Here is a 17,780-nt window from a genome sequence, read left to right on the forward strand (position 1 = left end):
GCTTTCGATTGGCTGCGGTCTTGTTTTTTCTCTGTTTTTAATGGGGTTTCTGCGGAGCAATATGCCAGTCCGTCCATAAATTATCCCGGATGGTGACGGTGTCCGTGAGATTCATGGAGAGCATCCCAGCGGGTGACCAGCTGTCTATCAGCCATGTGTATGGGGTATAGCTTCCGTCTGGGAACCAGATGGGTGAAAAATGCGTCCTGCGGCTATAAGTGCTGTAGGGATTCTTCTGGAACTCAAATCGGGCGCTGTAGCCGGAACCCATGCGCTCCAATAGCCGCCAGTAGGTTTGGTACCCGAATTCCGGGAAGTAGGTCACCGCAGTCTGCGCCCCGGTTACCGCCGAGGATTGATTGGTGCTAACTCTGGCAGAAACCGTTTCATTGACCCCATAGCCTGACTTCATGACCTTTCCGCTGGCGGTGGGGCTTTTATCATCGGGCTGAATTGCCATGCTTGCTGACAGGCTGGTCTGATAGCGGTCGAGGTCAAACTCCCACCAGCCCTCGTCTACCCATTCACCGTCATCCTCCCAATGACCGCCGCCGTCACCATCGCTGTACCAATTCCAGTCGCTGTGCCAGACCCAATGCTCCTGCCACCAAGGACGCCACACCGTCCAACTGGCGGAGGATTGCTGCGCCTTGTTGGGAACAGCCGCTTTTCTAAAGCTGTCATTGCGGTCATCCGCTACAGGATTGGGCGGCGGATTCTTATCAAGGTCAACGATATTTAAGTTAATGGTTGCCTTGCTGGAGCTGCCGCCTCCGGACACAGAAACCGTAATGGTCATTTTCTGCGGTGTACTTGGCGTTGTCCAGCGTATCCATGCCAGCTGGCTGTCGCCATCGGGATAGTAGATGTTGCTGACCCGGTGGCTCCTGCCGTTTACATAAAAGGTTGCCGATACCGGATGATCCGGATCGCTCTGGCCGCCGCTGACGGTGATCGCTGTGATGACCTCGGTGTTCACTCGATATTCGTAGTCATACACGGAAACCTCCGGAGGCTCGGCAGGCTTATCCTTAAACCGCACGATGCCAAGACCGAGAGAAGACTTGATTTCTGCATTGGATGCGGCTTTACTTCGGCTGCCTGACCATGCCGGATATCCGAGATCCGCCACCTCCAAAAACATAGCCAGCGGCAGATTCTTATGGGATAAAGATACCATTCTCTTTCGCAAAAGACCGCCGACCTGTTCGTCATACCTGGCGGCTTCCGTGGCTGTGGTGGCAATCATCACACCCTCGAATTTGTAATAGGCGATGGGTTCCAAAAGTAACTTGTATTCGCCGCCGATCAACACATCGAAGTTCATTCCAGTGAGACCGGCAATGCTTCGAATCACCTGTTCATCCGTAAAATAGCTTTTGATGGCTTCGATATTGTTGCTTCCATTTGTGCTGATGATTCGAGGGATAGACTGTGTTGGCTTAATTGCAACATAGCCGCCTTTGACTGGTGATAGTGACCTGCCACCGTTATATTGCAGCTTACTGACCTTTCCAAAATTGTAAATTGATGAGTTCGGTGGTTTGTTTGTTAAGTCAATCGGAGTTGTGACAATAGCGTGATCATCAGATCTCACTACACTCACCCGCACACCCTCATTACCCGGAGTCCACGAGTTGGTGCTGGTGCCATCTCCCATGCCACCGCCGCCCCCATCCACGTTCCCATCACCAACGGCATAAACGGAAACAGGCGAAATCAGACAAAAGAGCAATACCAGCGATAAAAAAGCAGAAAGCAATCGTTTCATTTTTTCTCCTTTCCGCAACAAAAAAAGCACAGCATAAACTGTACTTTTTTATTGCAAATATTTCTTAATCCATTTCGCCGATCTTATTGCCGTTTTCATACATATCGTCAGCGTTTATCACCTGATTGGCACCGCCGTCCGGCACATTATCAAAGCCCGGTAGACCACCGCCACCCTGTGGCTTGTTTTCAGCAGCTGGTTTCTTTTCCGTATCCTCCGGCTTGTATTCCGGCGGTTTGGATGGATTCGTGGTATCCGCATCCTTTGGCAGCTCAGGCTTTGCGGGAGCTTCCGGTTTTACCGGATCGGGCTGGAGCTTCTGCTCCGGCAGATCGGTTTGGGGCGGCAGCGCTTCTGTACTTTTTGGTTCCGATGAAGGCTGTGGGGAAACCACTACTTCTTTTTTCTCTGTGCTATTCTGTATATCAGGAGCCGCATCCGAAGAGCTGACCGGCTCCTGTGAAGAAGCATCCGGTCTTGTGGGTTCCTTAGCAAACCGCATCCCGATGGCAACCACCAGCGCTATGCAGATAACAGCAGCACCCGCAATGGCGAGCCTCCTTTTGGTTTTATCACTCATATAAATAACCTCCTTTGAGAAGTGTAAAATGTTACCTCTTTGTATTTCTCACCATACTACATATTTTTTCGGAAGTCCAGACAATTTCCCGAACAGTTAAAAGACCTCGGTGTATCCCGCCTGAACCTTGAGGCGTATCTTCATGGGAGCCAGCTCCTTGCCGCCGAAATACACCGGAACCTCCAAGAGAATCACCGCATCTGCTTCAAAGCGCTGTGCGTTTTTAGGGGAGGACGGAGCCAGCGGCGCATTTCGGATAGTGACATCCAAGTCGGAAAGTTTGTACTCCAAAGCATCCCCGGTATACTTCACATGGCTACCTCCTACAGCTTCCATACCGAGGACATCGTCCATGTAACCGTAAATATCGCCGGTGTTCACGCTGTAGGAAAAGGAGGAGCCATCCGGTTGGTAGCCGCCGCTATAGCCCTCCCGGACACCGTGATACACATCGGCATAGTTGTCGTTAACTGTCACGATAATGGCATCCTCTAAGGCTTCCTTTACACCGGTGGCGATAATATTCAGCCGAAAAAACTCCATCACGCCGCACAGAATAATGACAAGCGCCAGCGTAATGGCTACCACTAAGGGGAAGCCGTTCCCGGTCTTATCCTTAAGAACCTTTTCTAATTTCATCATTTGTGGTACACCTCGCTTTTCCCAGAGGCCTCCGATCGCAGGGTGATCGGGAACGAACCAAAGCCGCCGAACAGCCCAATGTTTCTTTCTAAGGTCAGAGTCACGGTGATTTCCTGATTCAGCTGGATAGTGCCGGTCTTTGACCATGAAATCCGGGGACTCAGCCCGGTCTGCTCGGTAAGAACTGCCGCACGGCGGCTGGTTTCACTGCCTACCCTGCCGGAGATTTCCGCTTCCCGGCACAGCTCGGTGGCATAGGTGTCCAGCTGATGTTTGGCAATAAACACCGGCAGCACCTGTACCGCCAGCGCAATGACCAGCATAGCGCAAAGGACGAGGACACACACATCAATATATCCCTCGCCACGCTTGGATTTTAAGAGCTTCAGCATAGCTTCACCCCCTGTTCGGGCGGGGCGGAGTCCTGCTCCATCTGTGGAAAATCGCTTAATATATGCCACACATTGTTGCTGTAATCAGAGCTGATGACCTCCTGATTCAAAAGCTCATCAGCGGTTACGAGCCTTGCGCACTCCGAAACACCGGGATGCCCGGTCACGCTCTTTCCCGACAGCAGTTCCTTTGCTGCTTCCGGCGTTAAAAAGACAAACCCGCCCGGTGTCATCAGATCAAAGGACGCCTGCGGATATTTGATCAGCATTTGTTGAACAATCACACTTTCACCCCCTTAAAACATCCCGCCGAGGGACTTGATGATCTCATAGGCAATGATGGCCAGATAGGTAAAGAGGAAGCACATCAGCATGAGAAAAGAAAACACACGGATTTCCGGTGGTATTTTCTGCGCCTCACCCTTGAGCCTCTGCAGCTCCAGCTGCTTGAAATCGTGCGCCAGCATCTGAAAATACACCGTGCTGTCATCCCCACGCAGAACACCGATGAGGCCTCTCACCACATCCGATAGCATGGGCGAATTGAGCCTTGCCTCGAACCGGGTAAGAGCGGCTTCATAGCTTGAGGAGCGCATATCCGCTGCCAGCATGGTCAGCTCCCCAGCAAAGGTTTCCCCGGCATTTTTCTTGTAGTTTTCTATGATGGCCAGTACGTCACGGGAGGCTTTCAGCTCCTGCTCAATATTGGCAACAAAGCGGGGCAGCTCTTTTTCCACGGAGGCTCGCTTTGCAGACAGCTTTTCGTCTGCCTTTTTGCTTTCCTTGAAATACACCATGACCCCAAGGAACACCACCACGGGTACCAGCAGGGGAAAGATAAACCCTGCTGGGATTGCCAGCAGCAAAATTACGCCGGACTTCACCAGCGCATAGGCCTGATAGACCTCCGGCTCCATGTTCATGCCGGTGGCTTTCAGTACATTTTTGAGCCGATGCCTGCGGTATTCATCCATGCGGATCAGCTTGGCGAGCTTTACTGCCCATGTCATGAGGTAGGCTTCCATGCTCTTTGCCGCTTTTTTCTCCGACCTTGTGGTATTCAGCATGGCCTTGGCGGTGCTGAGGTATGGCAGGCGCAGCACGTCCAAAAGAAGAAAAAACAGCCCTGTCGCTAAGGTGATTCCGAATAAAAACAGTAATCCCATCGCCATCACCTCCGATACTCAATTGGTTTGGTTAGTTTAAGGACACAAGCGGTAGATATAAAGATAAGGGCGGCGCTGATGGCCAGAATAATCTGCCCCAGCGGTGTGTGCATCAGCGTGTCGTACCAGCTTTTGTTCAGTAGATACATCAGCGGAATGTTGCCGATGACGAAGATAACCATGATAATAAATTCCTTGCGTGGTTCAAAGACGAGGTATTCCAGCTCGCCGTTGACGATCCGCATATCACTGAGCTTGCCGACAATAGGAGTCAGGGTAACTTTCAGGCTGCGGTCATGCTGGCAGTCGCACAGGGCATCGCACCATTCCCGGAACACTTCGTTATCGATTTTAGTGCGCAGCACCTTGATAGCCTCCAGCACATCGGGATCAATGAGCTTGACCCGCAGGACAAAATCTTTAAACACCTGATGCACCGGCGGGTTTAAATAATGGAGATTTTCCTCCACAGCCGTGAGGATATTCTCGCTTCTCAGGTAGGCTGTGGTTACAATAGATAAAGCCGTTTCCAGTTCGGCGGCGATGTCTTTTTTGAAGTGGCTGGCAGTGAGCTGCACATACCAAAAGGGTAGCATCATAAAGCCAACTGCCATCACCGGAGCCAAGAAGAAATTGCCCATCACGATGGCGATAGCGGCACCAATGGCAAACAGCAGCAGGGAGCAAGCGCAAACCAGAGAGAAGCGATTGCTCCTGCCGGTCATGGCCAGCACCTCCTGCGCCATTTGGATCTGCCGTTTCAGAAATCCCGGCTTCTGGCGGCGCTGTGCCGCTTTAATTTCATCCCTGATGGATTTCTTTTCTCTGGTGAGAAAGGAAAACAGCCCATCGGTGAATTCCATCGGCTTTAGGCTGAGTAAAAGCAAAAAGCCTGTAATCATACCGATACAAGCCAAAAGTTGAATGGTCGTCATACGGAAATTTGCCCTCCTTTCCTGATGGCATTGATGCTTTCCTGCGGCATCCCATTTTCCAGCAGCCGTTTACACAGACTGTCGGAGATGGGATTCACCGTTACATGATGTCCGGTAATAAAAAACTGGTTGTCCTCATAGCGGTTTTCAGTGATTTCATACCGGAACAGGGTGCGGTAATGGCGGCTGTTGTCCGGCAGGATTTCACACTCCATTATTTCCATGAGCCGCCTTTGTTTGTTTTCCAGCTGCTTGCAGAACACCACAATGGGATAAGCCTCGGTGACATAGCCCATGAGGGTTTCATCCGACATATCCACGGCTCGCTTACACAGAGAAACCATGCGGCGGTAGGTGGACTCACAGGAGTTGGAGTGGATGGTGGTGACCACCGCTACGCCGGTTCGGGCTACCTCCTGTGCGGCATTGGCCTCCGCACCACGCATTTCGCCGACCACAACAATATCCGCATTGAAGCGCAGAGAGATGTCCACAAGGTCGATCTGCTCGATGCGGTACAGCTCGTTCTCGCTGTTTCGGGTGAGGGTATGCACCACGGAATTGGTGACTTTTCCGTCCTGTTCCCGGATGAGGGAAAGCTCCCGGCTGCCGTTTTCAATGGTGAAGATTCTCTTGTTGTCGGGGATGGTGGTGAGGAGCCAGCCTGCCACGGTGGTTTTACCGCTGCTGGTAGCCCCGGCGATGCACACCGAAATTCCATAGCGGATGAATTCTGAGAGCAAATCCAGCATTTCTCCAGTTGCCGTGCCTCCATTGATGAAATCTTCCTTTTCCATGTGGTTGGGATTGACGATACGAATGGAGGCGGCAGCGCCGACATTGGCATCCACAATGGGACTTTTCATGACGGCGATGCGAATATTCTCCGCAAGGGTACCTACTACAAGCGGGGACTGATCATCTAAAATGGTGCCGGACACATGAAGCATCCGGCGCAGCACATTAATGCAGTGTTCGGGGCTGTCAAAGTGTTCCGTGAGCTTTTCGCAGCGCCCACCGGCGTATTGGATTTCAATATCCCGCCAGCTGTTGATGTCGATTTCTTCGATGCCGTTTGCAAAGATGTACTTGGTAAGAAAGGAATACTCGGCCATTTCCGTATACAGGGCATCCACCAGCTGTTGCGGTGTCATGCCTTTGACCGCCACACGGCTGTCCTGCACAAATTTGGCAATGTACCGCTTGATATTGGCCTTGGCTTGGTTGGCATTGCCATCCGACAGCAGCTCGCTGTGCTGACCGGCGATGTATTCCTGCACCTGCTGCAGCACACTGTGAAAATCTCCGGTTTCCTGCTCCGGAGTAAAAAACAGATTATGCCTGCTCATACGCCGAACACCTCCTTTGGCACACGCAGCTTTTGCGAAAGCTGCAAGGTTCGCTGCGCTCACGGTGTGCCTCAAAAGGGGGAACTATCCCCCTTTTGGGAACCCCCAGCTCTCCGAGGGGGCTTTGGTAACGAAACATTTTTATACTCATACTCCAAATACCTCCCTTGATATTTTTTGAATTTCCTTTCGGAAGCCCCGGCTGTCTTTCAGGGATAAATCGGCGAACAGATTTCCGGCCAGAACCTGTGCCTCCAGCTCTGGGGAATGCGGGAGGGTAAACACAGCGCTGCCCAGCACCTGTTCCATGTTCTGGCTTGCTTCATTGGATTTCACGTTGCTGACCGCCTTGTACAGCTTGTCAGAGTCAAACCCTGCCATCCGCAGATATTCCTGCTGACTGGACAGATAGCTCACCGATTTCAGGTCGCAGTTAATGAGCCGCATCACCGCATCGGCCTCCAGAATAGCGATGGTGGACAACTCGTCAAAATAGATGGAACTGCCGCAATCGATGATGATATGGCTTTCCATATCACGCAGCACGCTCATCAGCTCCCGGAGCAGCTTTTCGTTCACAGGAGGATAGCAGTTTTCATTTTCTCCCTTTTGCAGGCCGACGACCGCCAGATGACTCATCCGCTTATGGGTGTTGCAATTGTTTTTCACTAAGGACTCCGTAATAGAATTGGCAGCCAGAATACTGCCGAGAGAATGATCGCCCTCCAATTCACCGGGCGGACAGATGCAGGGAAGCATGGGCGTGGTGCAGTCGCATAAAAGCAGCACCACGTTCTTTTTTCTGTCTGCCAGATATTTGGCCAGCTTCACTGCCACGGTGGTCTTGCCGCAGCCGGGGCTGCCCCAAACCGCCAGCACCTGTGCGGCGTTTTCCGGTTCTATCTCCGGAGATTCTATGTTTTCCTTGCGGCTGAACAGGCCGCCTTTTTTGAAGTTCAGCATTTACTCAGCCCCGCTTTCTGCCGGTGCATTCGCAGGGGATTCCGGCTGGCTTTGATCCTCGCTTTCCTGAGATTCCGTTTCCTCCGGGTACAGCTCGGAAAGCACCGAGTCCTGCGCCTCAGTAAATTTCGCCGCATTTTCCTTGCTGCCACGGTAAACGAGGGACACATGAAGAGTTCCGTCCGCTTCCAGCTCGGCAAGAATTTTGCTCTGCTCCGGTGTTACCAGCAGCGTAACGGTAGCAGGCAGCTCCTTTTCATCCTCAGCTTCGGCTTCTTTCTGCTCTCCTGTGTTGGCATCGTAACCGCTGCCTGCAGTGACGGCAATGACCTCCACATACTGCAGCTCCGGCGGGATCACCGTCACACCCTGTTTTTTGTAATCTGGAGCAACGATGGACACGATATCCCCGGAAATCAGCTTGCCGGACAGCCCTGCGGCGAAGCTCTTCACCGATACAGAGATGGCCTGTTTTTTTCCTGTCAGGTTGTAGAGATAGGCGTTCTCCGCAGCCGGGGTATCGGCAATTTTGGAGGCGATGATGTAATCTCCCGGAGCTAAGTCTGCGGAGGCAAATTTACCAATGACGGTGTCCGTCTGCCTGACCACGTCCTCCGGCAAATTATAGCCGCCCACCTCCACGGCCTGCACCATGTCCTTGGTGATGGCCTCTCCGATTTTGATGGGCTTGGTAACCCGCACAATCTCGGTTTTCTGGCTGATGCTTTGGTTGAACAGCGGTGTAATCGCAAAGCAGATTAGAAGCGACAGCACGATGCAAATCACGCCGATGACCGTTCTATTCTTGAAAAAGCTCATAGCTTAAGTCCTCCTTTAAATGAAATAGGCAAGCAGACAGCCCGCCGATAAAAAAGGTGCAAGGGGGAAAGCTTTTTTCGCCTCCCGCCTTTGCACCCTGCAAACAATCCGGTATATGGCTACATAGATGAGCAGCAGGCTGAGTCCGACCATCGCCGCAAGCAGTCCTTTCGGCAGCCCCAGCACCAAGCCGCAGGCCGCCATCAGCTTGATATCGCCGCCGCCCATGCCGCCGAAGAACACGGCGGCCAGTAGGAACGGCAGGGCAATCAGGATTCCCAGCAGCTTGACCGGGGTAAATCCGATTATGGAAATACCTGCGATTCCAAGGCAGCGCCAGTTTGGAACAATACGTTTTGTCAAGTCCGTTACCGATGCCGCACACAGCAGTAGGGTAAAAATGACTACCTGCACAGCGGCCAGCCTATCCGGCATAGTTGAACATATCCTTAATGCGCTGTACGAGGGTCGGCAGCACGGTTTTGTCAAAGAGCATATACAGTCCGGCCAGCACCAAAGCGCCGATGACAACCGCCATCAAAATCTTAATGGCCGTATCCACGAAGCCCTCAGCGTGATTGTTTTCGAGCGCCATTTTTGCCTTAATTGCCAGCATATTGGCCTTATGGGTTACCTTGTTCATGATTCTTTTCATGGTGTTTTACCTCCAAATTTTTTGTTAAGTTACTTACATACCGCCCATCTGCATGGGCGGCTGGGACTGCTCCGAGGCTGCTTCCTGCGGCTGCGCCGGAGCTTGGTTCATGGCTACGGCCTGCTGGTAGCTGTCTAGCACCGCCTTGTGGAGCTGCTCCCGGAACTCTTTAGTCACCGGGAAGCAGATTTCCTTGTAGCCGTTCTCCGTTTTTCGGCTGGGCATGGAGACAAACAGTCCGTCACGGCCTCCCTCCACCACTTTGATGCCCCGGATACCGAGGCAGCCGTCCACCGTTGCCGAAGCATAGGCACGGATGCCGCCGCTGGCTCCGGGTGGGTACATGGAATTGATTTTCACTTCTACATCAGGCATGATTTCTTTCTCCTTTCGCATTTTTGCAATAAAATAACAGCCCCTTTAGAGCTGCATGGTCTGCGTCTGTTCCGGTGGTGCAAAGCCGATTTCCTCAAAGCCGAAGCGGTCGCAGTAGAAGAAGCTGCTGCCGTTTTCATCGTACAGCTCCAGCACATCCGACATGGACAGGGAATGCCCCGCGTAGCCGGGGGGATGGGCTGTGTTGAATTTGGTGTACAGTGCCTCCAGATTGTTGGTTTCCACCTCGCCATCATAGACCGTCTGGTAATCGGACATCTGCGGTTCGCCGAACTCCTTGCAGAAATCCGCAAGGCTGATGAAGCGCATTCGGAGATCCGATTCGGGCTTTAGCTGCCACACCCGGCAGCTTTTCAGCAGTGTGAGTTCTTGGCTATCCCGCTGACCGTTTATAAGGCGGTCATACACACCGTCTGTCCATTTCACCTCGCCGATCTCCTTTTGGCGGCTGAGAAAAGTGTTCAATTCCTCCGACTCAAACAGGGGATCGACTACCGCTTTGCCGCCGCTGACATAACCGGCGGGGTTGCCGTAGTACAGGATGATGTCTTTTTCCATCCGGATATTTCGCATGATATTGCCTCCTTTATGTCATGGTCATGCCTCCATCCTGTGAGGCCTGCAGGAAAGCCTCCATTGCTTCCTCTGTGGGATGCAGGAGTCTGCCGTTTTCCATTTCCAGCACACAGAAATCATCCCGGTCGCAGAGCATGATGCGGTGCTGGTAGGGCTTCTGCATCTCCACATAACTGAGCGCCTCCTGCTCCGTGCAGAGCCACACGCCGGAGGCATAGCGGCCATCGGGCAGAAAGCTGTAGCCGCTGTATTTCGGCTCGTGATTCTTCAAATCCAATGCACCCACCGGCCTGATTTGGGAGAGCTGCAGCTTGGCGCTGTCCGGCAGAAGCTCCGGCTTCAATATGCCGATGACCTCGCTGCGGTTTTTCAGGGCAAACTCCCCGGTACGCAGGGATACCAAGAAAACAGCAGAGCCGCTGGGGTTGGCACCGGCTCCGTTTCCGCAGAGGCAGAAATACAGCTGTCGTTCAGGGTTATCGTGGCTCAAAACGACAACCTTTCCCTGAATATTGCAGCCCAAGCCGGTTGCCGAACAGTCTTTTCCAGTATAGAGAGTATTTCGTTCCATCCGTCAGCCCTCCTTTTTCTGCTGCAGCAGGGTGGTCAGGTCGGAAATGAGGGAGAGCCTCGTATCGTCCGGCATAGTTTTGAACGCCGCACGAACATAGGCTTCCACCGCCTCCGGAGACTGGTCGCCGATTTCGATGATATCCACCTTTTGCACGCTGACTGTGCCGTTTGACAAGCCGAGGCGCACAATATCGCCGTAGTCCATGCCGCTGGCCGTGCGCAGCTCCTTGGGAATCAGCACACGGCCTTTGCTGTCCATCAGCTTGTAGATGGGTTTCTTATTCATTCTCCGCACCTCCCTCCAGCACACAGCGGATGGTATCGTGGCTGACACCGAGGCTGTCGAACAGCTCCATGAGCTGGGACGGCAGCTGTTTCACAGGATCGGCGCTGCCGATGATGATGGCACCGTCCTCGCAGCGGATGTCCAGATCGTCATCCAGCGGAATCCCCGCCGCTTCTAAAAGCGCATGAGGCACCGACAGTTCTACGGATTTCGGTGCTTCCACCGGTTCACTCACATGGTCGATACCATCCTTGGTGAGGAAAAACTCCCCATAGCTGTTAATCTGCTTCACCGGGTGATGGGACAGATACGCCAGATGCACGGTATCTCCGGCAGTGACGCACATGGTGTCCAAAACACCGGGCGGGAGAATGATGCTGCCGTTATCGGCAATCTGGCCTTTCGTTTCAATGATTTTCATAGCATAAGCCTCCTTTTACATCCCCATCTGCGGGGCATTGATTTGTTGTTCTTCTGGTGATTTCAGCTCCGATACAAAGGTGTGCAGCTCATCACCGGTCAGAGAGATGTTGGCGATCTCCATTTCTCGGAGAAAATATGCGGCCTGCTTGTATTCGTCAGCCAGCTTCTGCATTCCCTTGGCGTTGTGGTAGCCGCTGCTGATACGGGTGTATCCCTTGAAAATGCAGTCATAGCTGCCGGTGTTCCCATTTTGCTGTACGGTCAGATACATCCCTGCATTGGTTTGAGCGCTGCAATCCAAATACAGGTCATCGTGAACATTGCCCACCACAAACTGATACCTGCCACCGCTTTCTTCCTCAATGAGAGCTTTCGCCCAGCGGATTTTTTCAAGTCCAGTCATTCTTCGTATTCACCTCCAAAATCAAATAGGTTTAATTGGAACGTATCCTTTTCCCGCTCCTTGGGATCGTAGTTGGTAATGATAACCTCCGGGTACTCGCAACCGCCGTCATACCGCTGTGCCAGATTGCTCAGGCGGGTGACCGGTGTGATGGTATAATCCCGATACAGCTCCCGGATAAAATCGCAGTCGTTGTAGCTGACCATCCATTTGCCCTTACTGCCTGCCAGCGCATCCCGGAGCCGCTGATGGTCGGTTTTGAGAAACTCCACTGCATAGTGACCCTCTGTCATGTAATACGGCGGATCGCAATAAAAAAAGGCATCGTCCCGGTCGTACTGCCGGATCAATGCCTCGAAATCCTTATTTTCCACCACGGTGTCCGCAAGCCTTCTCGATGCCTGCCATATAACGGCGAACACCTTGCGGATGTCAAAGGGCTGGCAGCCGTAAGAGGTGCATCCGCTGCCGTAGCTATAACGTATGAGCTTGAAGAAGGCCGCTGCCCGCCACACATCACTTGGCTCGGCCTGCTCCAACATAATTGCCCTCAGTTCCTCAAACTCAGGCGGCGGGAGGTTCTGCTGCGCCAGCTCCAGTTCTTCTTTCAGGTATTCAGTATCAAATTCATCCTTTTCAAAGAAGCGGCGCAAGACACCAAATTCATGCCGGGAGTTGAGGGGCAGGAAGCCCAGCTCTTTGAGAAATGCCAGTGTTCTGTTTTTTACACAGTAGAACAGGTTTGTAAGGTTTCCGTTGAAATCGTTGTAGACCTCCATACCCTTGCAGTCCGGCGGCCTGCCGAATAAAACCCAGCCCCCACCGCCGAAGACTTCGATGTATCTGCCGAAGTCCTTGGGGAAGAGCCGGTATATGATATTGCGGAGGGCTTTCTTGCCGCCCACCCAGCTGATAAAGCTATTGATATTACATCACCTCCCTCTGAAAAGAAAAAAGAGCCGATAGTCACTACATTTTCAGTGACATCGACTCGTCTGGATTATGGTATTCGCAGGTTTCTTCATTGTACAGATATCCCTCATCGGCCAAATCCACATCGTGAACCTCAGCCGCCAGCTCCAGCGCTTCCTTGGAGCCGCCGGGAGGAATATCGCAGAACATTTCCTCACCATTTTCATATTCCTTTTTCCCTGTGTTGTATCCGAAGTCCTCGTCTGCCCATTTGTGTTCAAAAGATAGATCAGGATATTTTGCCGCCAGTGCAGCAATGACATTTTCCGGACGGCTCCATGCGGTCTGGAACTCGATATGCTCGCCGTCAAAATCCTGCGGGGTATATGCACCATCGTAGCCGTAGCTGTTCCACTTGGTTCCCCAATTGGAAATCGACCAGTCATACCAGTTTTCTTTGCCGTACTTCTCACGCTCGGCCATACCGAGGTTTCCACGAAATATATGCGCAGGCATGGGGACGACCTTATTGAAGTCAATACTGCCGAGACCGATCTTATCATCCTTGATGGCCTCGAACATAGCACTGACCTTTTCCGGATCACCCGACACCCTTAAAATATTGGTTACATGATTCGGCATTACCTCATTCCTCCCATCGTCATGCCAAAGCCAAAGGACTGGCTGCCTTTCAGCTCATCCTCCGGCTTAATAAAGAAGCGGTCGCTGCTATCCCAAAAGCTAAGATACAGCTCACCGTCATCCACTTTGATCTCCCTCTGCTCCAGCCCCTCACCCCAGCCGTCACTAAATTGAGAAGAGAGCCATTCGGTAAGCTCCGCAAGCTCAGAGGGGGAAAGCGTACCATAAGTTTGCACCTCGGTCACACCCCACAGCTCGCCGTTCCATTCTTCAACGGTCGGGTTAATGCTGTACACCTTTCGGCTGAGATCGTCATCAAGGTAAACGGCGAGACCACGCTCACCCTTGCTGGGCAGCTTTTCTTTTTCGATGAGGGCAAGGATTTCATCCTCATATTCCAAAACCTCACCGGCAGATAGGCCATCCCGATAATTGTCAAGATCGCCCCATTCGTTTTTTCGGTAGATATGGGGGAAGAGGGGGCTGAATAGCCGCAGGGATTGCAGTTCATTTTTCATGGTGCATCCATCCTTTCATTTTGATTTTGGGCGCAAAAAAAGCGGCTGTGTTTTTCAGTTACGAAGAACACAGCCGCTTCAAAATTGCCCCGTAGGGTATTGGCTTTATTAAATTGTTTGCCGAACTGATTCCGGCCTAAAACGAGAAACACCCCGCTTTCTTGTTAAAAAGCAGGGTGCATCTATGAAAAACGAGGGTCTTGAATTTTTCATTCAAAACCCTCGTCAGGCCGCATAAACACTGGCTTTTTCAGCTCTGTATCTATTTTGACCTAATCTTCTGGTCTGAGTGGCGGGACTTGAACCCACGGCCTCTACCACCCCAAGGTAGCGCGCTACCAAACTGCGCCACACCCAGACATACCGCTGAACTGAAAGTCAGCTTATAAATAATAGCATAGTCCCGATAAAAAAGCAAGCCCTTTTCTCTAATTTTCCGCCCTTATTTGCAGTTTTGTTTATGTGTTTTGCAGGGCATCAAAAACAGCTGTTTAACCATAAAAAAGGAACCGGGCACAAAGCCCGGTTCCTTTTAACAAGCGAAAGAAACAATCTTATTTCTTGCCGTGTTTGATCGCAGCCTGAGCAGCAGCCAAACGGGCGATAGGCACACGGAAGGGAGAGCAGGAAACATAAGCCAGCCCAACCTTGTGGAAGAACTCAATGGAGCTGGGATCGCCGCCGTGCTCACCACAAACACCGAGCTTCAGTTCGGGGCGGCCCTTTTTGCCCAAGGTAACAGCGGTCTCTACCAGACGGCCTACGCCATTCTGATCCAATCTTGCGAAGGGATCGGATTCGTAGATCTTCTTGTCATAGTAGTGGCCCAGGAAGTTACCGGCATCATCACGGCTGAAACCAAAGGTCATCTGGGTCAGGTCGTTGGTGCCGAAGCTGAAGAAAGCGGCTTCCTTGGCAACTTCATCGGCGGTGACACAAGCTCTGGGAATCTCGATCATGGTACCAACCAGATATTCCAGCTTGATGCCGCTGGCTGCGATAACTTCATCAGCAGTCTTAACAACAACGCTCTTAACAAAAGCCAGCTCTTTCACTTCGCCAACCAGAGGAATCATGATTTCAGGAACCATCTTCCAGTCGGGATGCTTTTTCTGGATGTTAACAGCAGCTTCGATAACAGCTCTGGTCTGCATCTCAGCAATTTCAGGATACGCAACAGCCAGACGGCAGCCGCGGAAGCCCATCATGGGATTGAACTCGTGCAGGCTGGAGATGGTTTGCTTGACAGAGTCAACATCCATGTTCAGATCCTTGGCGAGAGAAGCAATCTCATCAGCGTTGGTGGGCAGGAATTCATGCAGCGGAGGATCCAGGAAGCGGATGGTTACAGGCAGACCCTTCATCGCTTCGTAGATGCCCTCAAAGTCGCCTCTCTGAATGGGGAGAAGCTTAGCCAAAGCGGCTTTGCGCTGCTCAAGAGAGGTGGAAAGGATCATCTCACGCATTGCATGAATACGGTCAGCTTCAAAGAACATATGCTCAGTACGGCACAGACCAATACCTTCGGCGCCAAACTGGATAGCCTGAGTAGCGTCGCGGGGGGTATCAGCGTTGGTGCGGATCTTCAGGCTTCTCTCTTCGTCGGCCCAAGTCATCAGGGTGTTAAAGTAACCACTGATCTCGGCTTCAACGGTGGGCAGAGCCTCGCCATAAATGTTACCGGTGGAACCGTTCAGGGAGATATAGTCACCCTCCTTGATGGTCTTGCCGCCGAGTACAAAGAATTTCGCTTCTTCGTGCATATCGATATCACCGCAGCCGGCAACGCAGCAACGGCCCATGCCACGGGCAACAACAGCGGCGTGAGAGGTCATACCGCCGCGAACGGTCAGAATACCGGAAGCAAGGTTCATACCCTCGATGTCCTCAGGGGAGGTCTCAAGGCGGGCAAGGATAACCTTTTCGCCCTTGTTGAACCAGATAACAGCGTCTTCAGCGTTGAAAACAACACGGCCGCAGGCAGCGCCGGGAGAAGCAGGCAGACCGGAGCCGATGGGCTGGGCAGCCTTAAGAGCCTTGGGCTCAAACTGGGGATGCAGCAGAGCGTCCAAAGATTTGGGATCAACAGACATAACGGCTTCCTTCTTGGAAATCATGCCTTCGTCAACCAAATCGCAAGCGATTTTCAGAGCGGCAGCGGCAGTTCTCTTACCGCCACGGGTCTGGAGCATATACAGCTTGCCGCGCTCGATGGTGAACTCCATATCCTGCATATCACGGTAGTGATTTTCCAGATTCTTAGCGGTAGCAGCAAACTGCTCGTACACCTCAGGCATAATGTCCTTCATCTGATCGATGGTGGAAGGAGTACGGATACCGGCAACAACGTCCTCACCCTGTGCGTTCATCAGGAACTCGCCATACAGCTTGTTCTCACCAGTGGAGGGGTTACGGGTAAAGGCAACGCCTGTTCCGCAGTCATCACCCATGTTGCCGAATACCATGGCCTGCACGTTAACGGCAGTACCCCAAGAGGAGGGGATATCGTTCATGCGGCGATAGTAGTTGGCGCGAGGGTTGTCCCAAGAACGGAAAACAGCCTTCACAGCGCTGATCAGCTGCTCTCTGGGGTCTTCAGGGAAATCGGTTCCCTTCTGCTCTTTGTAGTAAGCCTTGAACTTCTTGACCATATCCTTCAGGTCATCGGCAGTCAGCTCAGTATCCAGCTCAACGCCCTTTTTCTCTTTGATTTCGTCGATGATTCTCTCAAAGTTGCTTTTGGGAACTTCCATAACAACGTCGGAGAACATCTGGATAAAGCGGCGATAGGAGTCGTAGGCAAAGCGGGGGTTGTTGGTCAGCTTAGCAAAGCCTTCCACAACGATGTCGTTAAGACCAAGGTTCAGAATGGTGTCCATCATGCCGGGCATAGAGGCCCGGGCGCCGGAGCGGACAGAAACCAGCAGAGGATCGCTGAGATCACCAAACTTTTTACCAATGGATTCTTCCAGCTTGGCCAAATTTGCAAAGATCTCTTTTTCGATGTCGGCATTGATCTGGCGGCCATCCTCATAATACTGGGTGCAGGCCTCGGTGGTGACGGTGAAGCCGTTGGGAACGGGCATTCCCAGGCCTACCATTTCGGCCAGATTCGCGCCCTTTCCTCCCAAAAGCTCACGCATGGTGGCGTTGCCTTCGGAGAACATGTAGACGAATTTTTTGCTCACTACTTCTACCTCCTGAAAATTTTCTTTATTTTTTGCATCAGTACCTATAGCGGAACAGGGGCAAACAGGCTGTACTGCGCTTTTTCAGCGAAGCCAACCTGAACCGCGAAAGGGGGAAAACATAGAGCTGTTTTCTCCAGCGCAACTATTATAACATATTATACAAGATATTATCCAGTTGTTGCCTGCAAAAATTTACAATTCCATAAATATTTGATGCTTTTGTTTAAAACGCAACATAAACCCTTGCAAATACTAATAAAAATTGCAATAATAAAATTGAGAAATTCCCGAATCCGGGCCGAAAGCAGGACGGGAACCCCTAACGCATACCTCTTCATAAGGGGTGGCGAAAAGCATAAAACAACCAAATGATCGATAAAAGCATACTCCTTTTATATGGGGATTTTTTCTGCATGGAGCACAGCCACAGGTGTGGCGATTTATAGGCTTTTTCACCCTGAGTTTGGCGCGCTTGTACCTTGTAAAAAAGGCGATGCTTCACAAAACTAAAAAATGAGACTGCGGATTTGGCAGGAGCGAGGTTATTCCCTTTGCCTGCCTGCTCGTATACTATTTGAAATGGAGTGA

At 51.9% G+C, this 17,780-nt stretch carries 22 protein-coding genes and 1 tRNA gene; all 23 read right to left on the reverse strand.

Annotated features, from left to right (window positions below):
• Positions 1–37 precede the first annotated feature (37 nt).
• Positions 38–1,771: a hypothetical protein gene (locus U6B65_11815; GenBank protein ID WRS27009.1), complete on the reverse strand. Its 1,734-nt coding sequence runs from the start codon at positions 1,769–1,771 to the stop codon at positions 38–40.
• Positions 1,772–1,835: 64 nt separating this feature from the next.
• Complete coding sequence (locus tag U6B65_11820) at positions 1,836–2,351, reverse strand: DUF6550 family protein (GenBank protein WRS27010.1); 516 nt, start codon at positions 2,349–2,351, stop codon at positions 1,836–1,838.
• A gap of 96 nt (positions 2,352–2,447) precedes the next feature.
• Positions 2,448–2,993, reverse strand: coding sequence for a hypothetical protein (locus tag U6B65_11825; GenBank protein WRS27011.1), 546 nt, complete (start codon positions 2,991–2,993; stop codon positions 2,448–2,450).
• On the reverse strand, positions 2,990–3,385 hold the full coding sequence (locus U6B65_11830; protein WRS27012.1) for a DUF4320 family protein: 396 nt from the start codon (positions 3,383–3,385) through the stop codon (positions 2,990–2,992). The genes U6B65_11825 and U6B65_11830 overlap by 4 nt, the downstream gene beginning before the upstream one ends.
• Positions 3,379–3,669, reverse strand: coding sequence for a hypothetical protein (locus U6B65_11835; protein ID WRS27013.1), 291 nt, complete (start codon positions 3,667–3,669; stop codon positions 3,379–3,381). Before U6B65_11835 ends, U6B65_11830 begins: the two co-directional genes overlap by 7 nt.
• A gap of 12 nt (positions 3,670–3,681) precedes the next feature.
• The gene (locus tag U6B65_11840) at positions 3,682–4,551 is read right to left on the reverse strand and encodes a secretion protein F (GenBank protein ID WRS27014.1); all 870 of its coding nucleotides are present in this window, start codon (positions 4,549–4,551) and stop codon (positions 3,682–3,684) included.
• 5 nt (positions 4,552–4,556) lie between these two features.
• Positions 4,557–5,486 carry a hypothetical protein gene (locus U6B65_11845; protein WRS27015.1) on the reverse strand — a complete coding sequence of 310 codons (930 nt, stop codon included), beginning with the start codon at positions 5,484–5,486 and terminating at the stop codon, positions 4,557–4,559.
• Positions 5,483–6,835 (reverse strand): CpaF/VirB11 family protein, encoded by a 1,353-nt coding sequence (locus tag U6B65_11850; protein WRS27016.1) that lies wholly within the window; start codon positions 6,833–6,835, stop codon positions 5,483–5,485. Before U6B65_11850 ends, U6B65_11845 begins: the two co-directional genes overlap by 4 nt.
• Before the next feature lie 147 nt (positions 6,836–6,982).
• Positions 6,983–7,798, reverse strand: a complete 816-nt coding sequence (locus U6B65_11855; GenBank protein ID WRS27017.1) for an AAA family ATPase — start codon at positions 7,796–7,798, stop codon at positions 6,983–6,985.
• Positions 7,799–8,617: an RcpC/CpaB family pilus assembly protein gene (locus U6B65_11860; protein ID WRS27018.1), complete on the reverse strand. Its 819-nt coding sequence runs from the start codon at positions 8,615–8,617 to the stop codon at positions 7,799–7,801. It lies immediately after the preceding gene.
• A gap of 15 nt (positions 8,618–8,632) precedes the next feature.
• A complete protein-coding gene (locus tag U6B65_11865; protein ID WRS27019.1) occupies positions 8,633–9,052 on the reverse strand; it encodes an A24 family peptidase in 420 nt (139 codons plus the stop codon).
• Positions 9,042–9,272 (reverse strand): DUF6133 family protein, encoded by a 231-nt coding sequence (locus U6B65_11870; GenBank protein WRS27020.1) that lies wholly within the window; start codon positions 9,270–9,272, stop codon positions 9,042–9,044. The genes U6B65_11865 and U6B65_11870 overlap by 11 nt, the downstream gene beginning before the upstream one ends.
• A 33-nt stretch (positions 9,273–9,305) precedes the next feature.
• Positions 9,306–9,647: a SpoVG family protein gene (locus tag U6B65_11875; GenBank protein ID WRS27021.1), complete on the reverse strand. Its 342-nt coding sequence runs from the start codon at positions 9,645–9,647 to the stop codon at positions 9,306–9,308.
• Positions 9,648–9,692: 45 nt separating this feature from the next.
• Entirely contained in the window at positions 9,693–10,241 is a 549-nt protein-coding gene (locus U6B65_11880) for a YodL domain-containing protein (GenBank protein ID WRS27022.1), read from the reverse strand.
• A gap of 13 nt (positions 10,242–10,254) precedes the next feature.
• Positions 10,255–10,815 (reverse strand): hypothetical protein, encoded by a 561-nt coding sequence (locus U6B65_11885; GenBank protein ID WRS27023.1) that lies wholly within the window; start codon positions 10,813–10,815, stop codon positions 10,255–10,257.
• Between the two features lie 3 nt (positions 10,816–10,818).
• Positions 10,819–11,103, reverse strand: coding sequence for an AbrB family transcriptional regulator (locus U6B65_11890; protein WRS27024.1), 285 nt, complete (start codon positions 11,101–11,103; stop codon positions 10,819–10,821).
• Complete coding sequence (locus tag U6B65_11895; GenBank protein WRS27025.1) at positions 11,096–11,524, reverse strand: hypothetical protein; 429 nt, start codon at positions 11,522–11,524, stop codon at positions 11,096–11,098. Before U6B65_11895 ends, U6B65_11890 begins: the two co-directional genes overlap by 8 nt.
• Before the next feature lie 15 nt (positions 11,525–11,539).
• Complete coding sequence (locus U6B65_11900; protein ID WRS27026.1) at positions 11,540–11,929, reverse strand: hypothetical protein; 390 nt, start codon at positions 11,927–11,929, stop codon at positions 11,540–11,542.
• Positions 11,926–12,834: a DNA adenine methylase gene (locus U6B65_11905; protein WRS27027.1), complete on the reverse strand. Its 909-nt coding sequence runs from the start codon at positions 12,832–12,834 to the stop codon at positions 11,926–11,928. Before U6B65_11905 ends, U6B65_11900 begins: the two co-directional genes overlap by 4 nt.
• A gap of 64 nt (positions 12,835–12,898) precedes the next feature.
• A complete protein-coding gene (locus U6B65_11910) occupies positions 12,899–13,483 on the reverse strand; it encodes a hypothetical protein (GenBank protein ID WRS27028.1) in 585 nt (194 codons plus the stop codon).
• Positions 13,483–14,001: a hypothetical protein gene (locus U6B65_11915; protein ID WRS27029.1), complete on the reverse strand. Its 519-nt coding sequence runs from the start codon at positions 13,999–14,001 to the stop codon at positions 13,483–13,485. The genes U6B65_11910 and U6B65_11915 overlap by 1 nt, the downstream gene beginning before the upstream one ends.
• A 281-nt stretch (positions 14,002–14,282) precedes the next feature.
• Positions 14,283–14,359: transfer RNA gene (locus U6B65_11920), tRNA-Pro, on the reverse strand.
• A gap of 196 nt (positions 14,360–14,555) precedes the next feature.
• The gene (gene ppdK, locus U6B65_11925; protein WRS28950.1) at positions 14,556–17,168 is read right to left on the reverse strand and encodes a pyruvate, phosphate dikinase; all 2,613 of its coding nucleotides are present in this window, start codon (positions 17,166–17,168) and stop codon (positions 14,556–14,558) included.
• Between the last annotated feature and the right edge of the window lie 612 nt (positions 17,169–17,780).

It is taken from the genome of Oscillospiraceae bacterium MB08-C2-2, assembly GCA_035621215.1.
Classification (GTDB): Bacteria; Bacillota; Clostridia; order Oscillospirales; family Ruminococcaceae; genus WRAV01.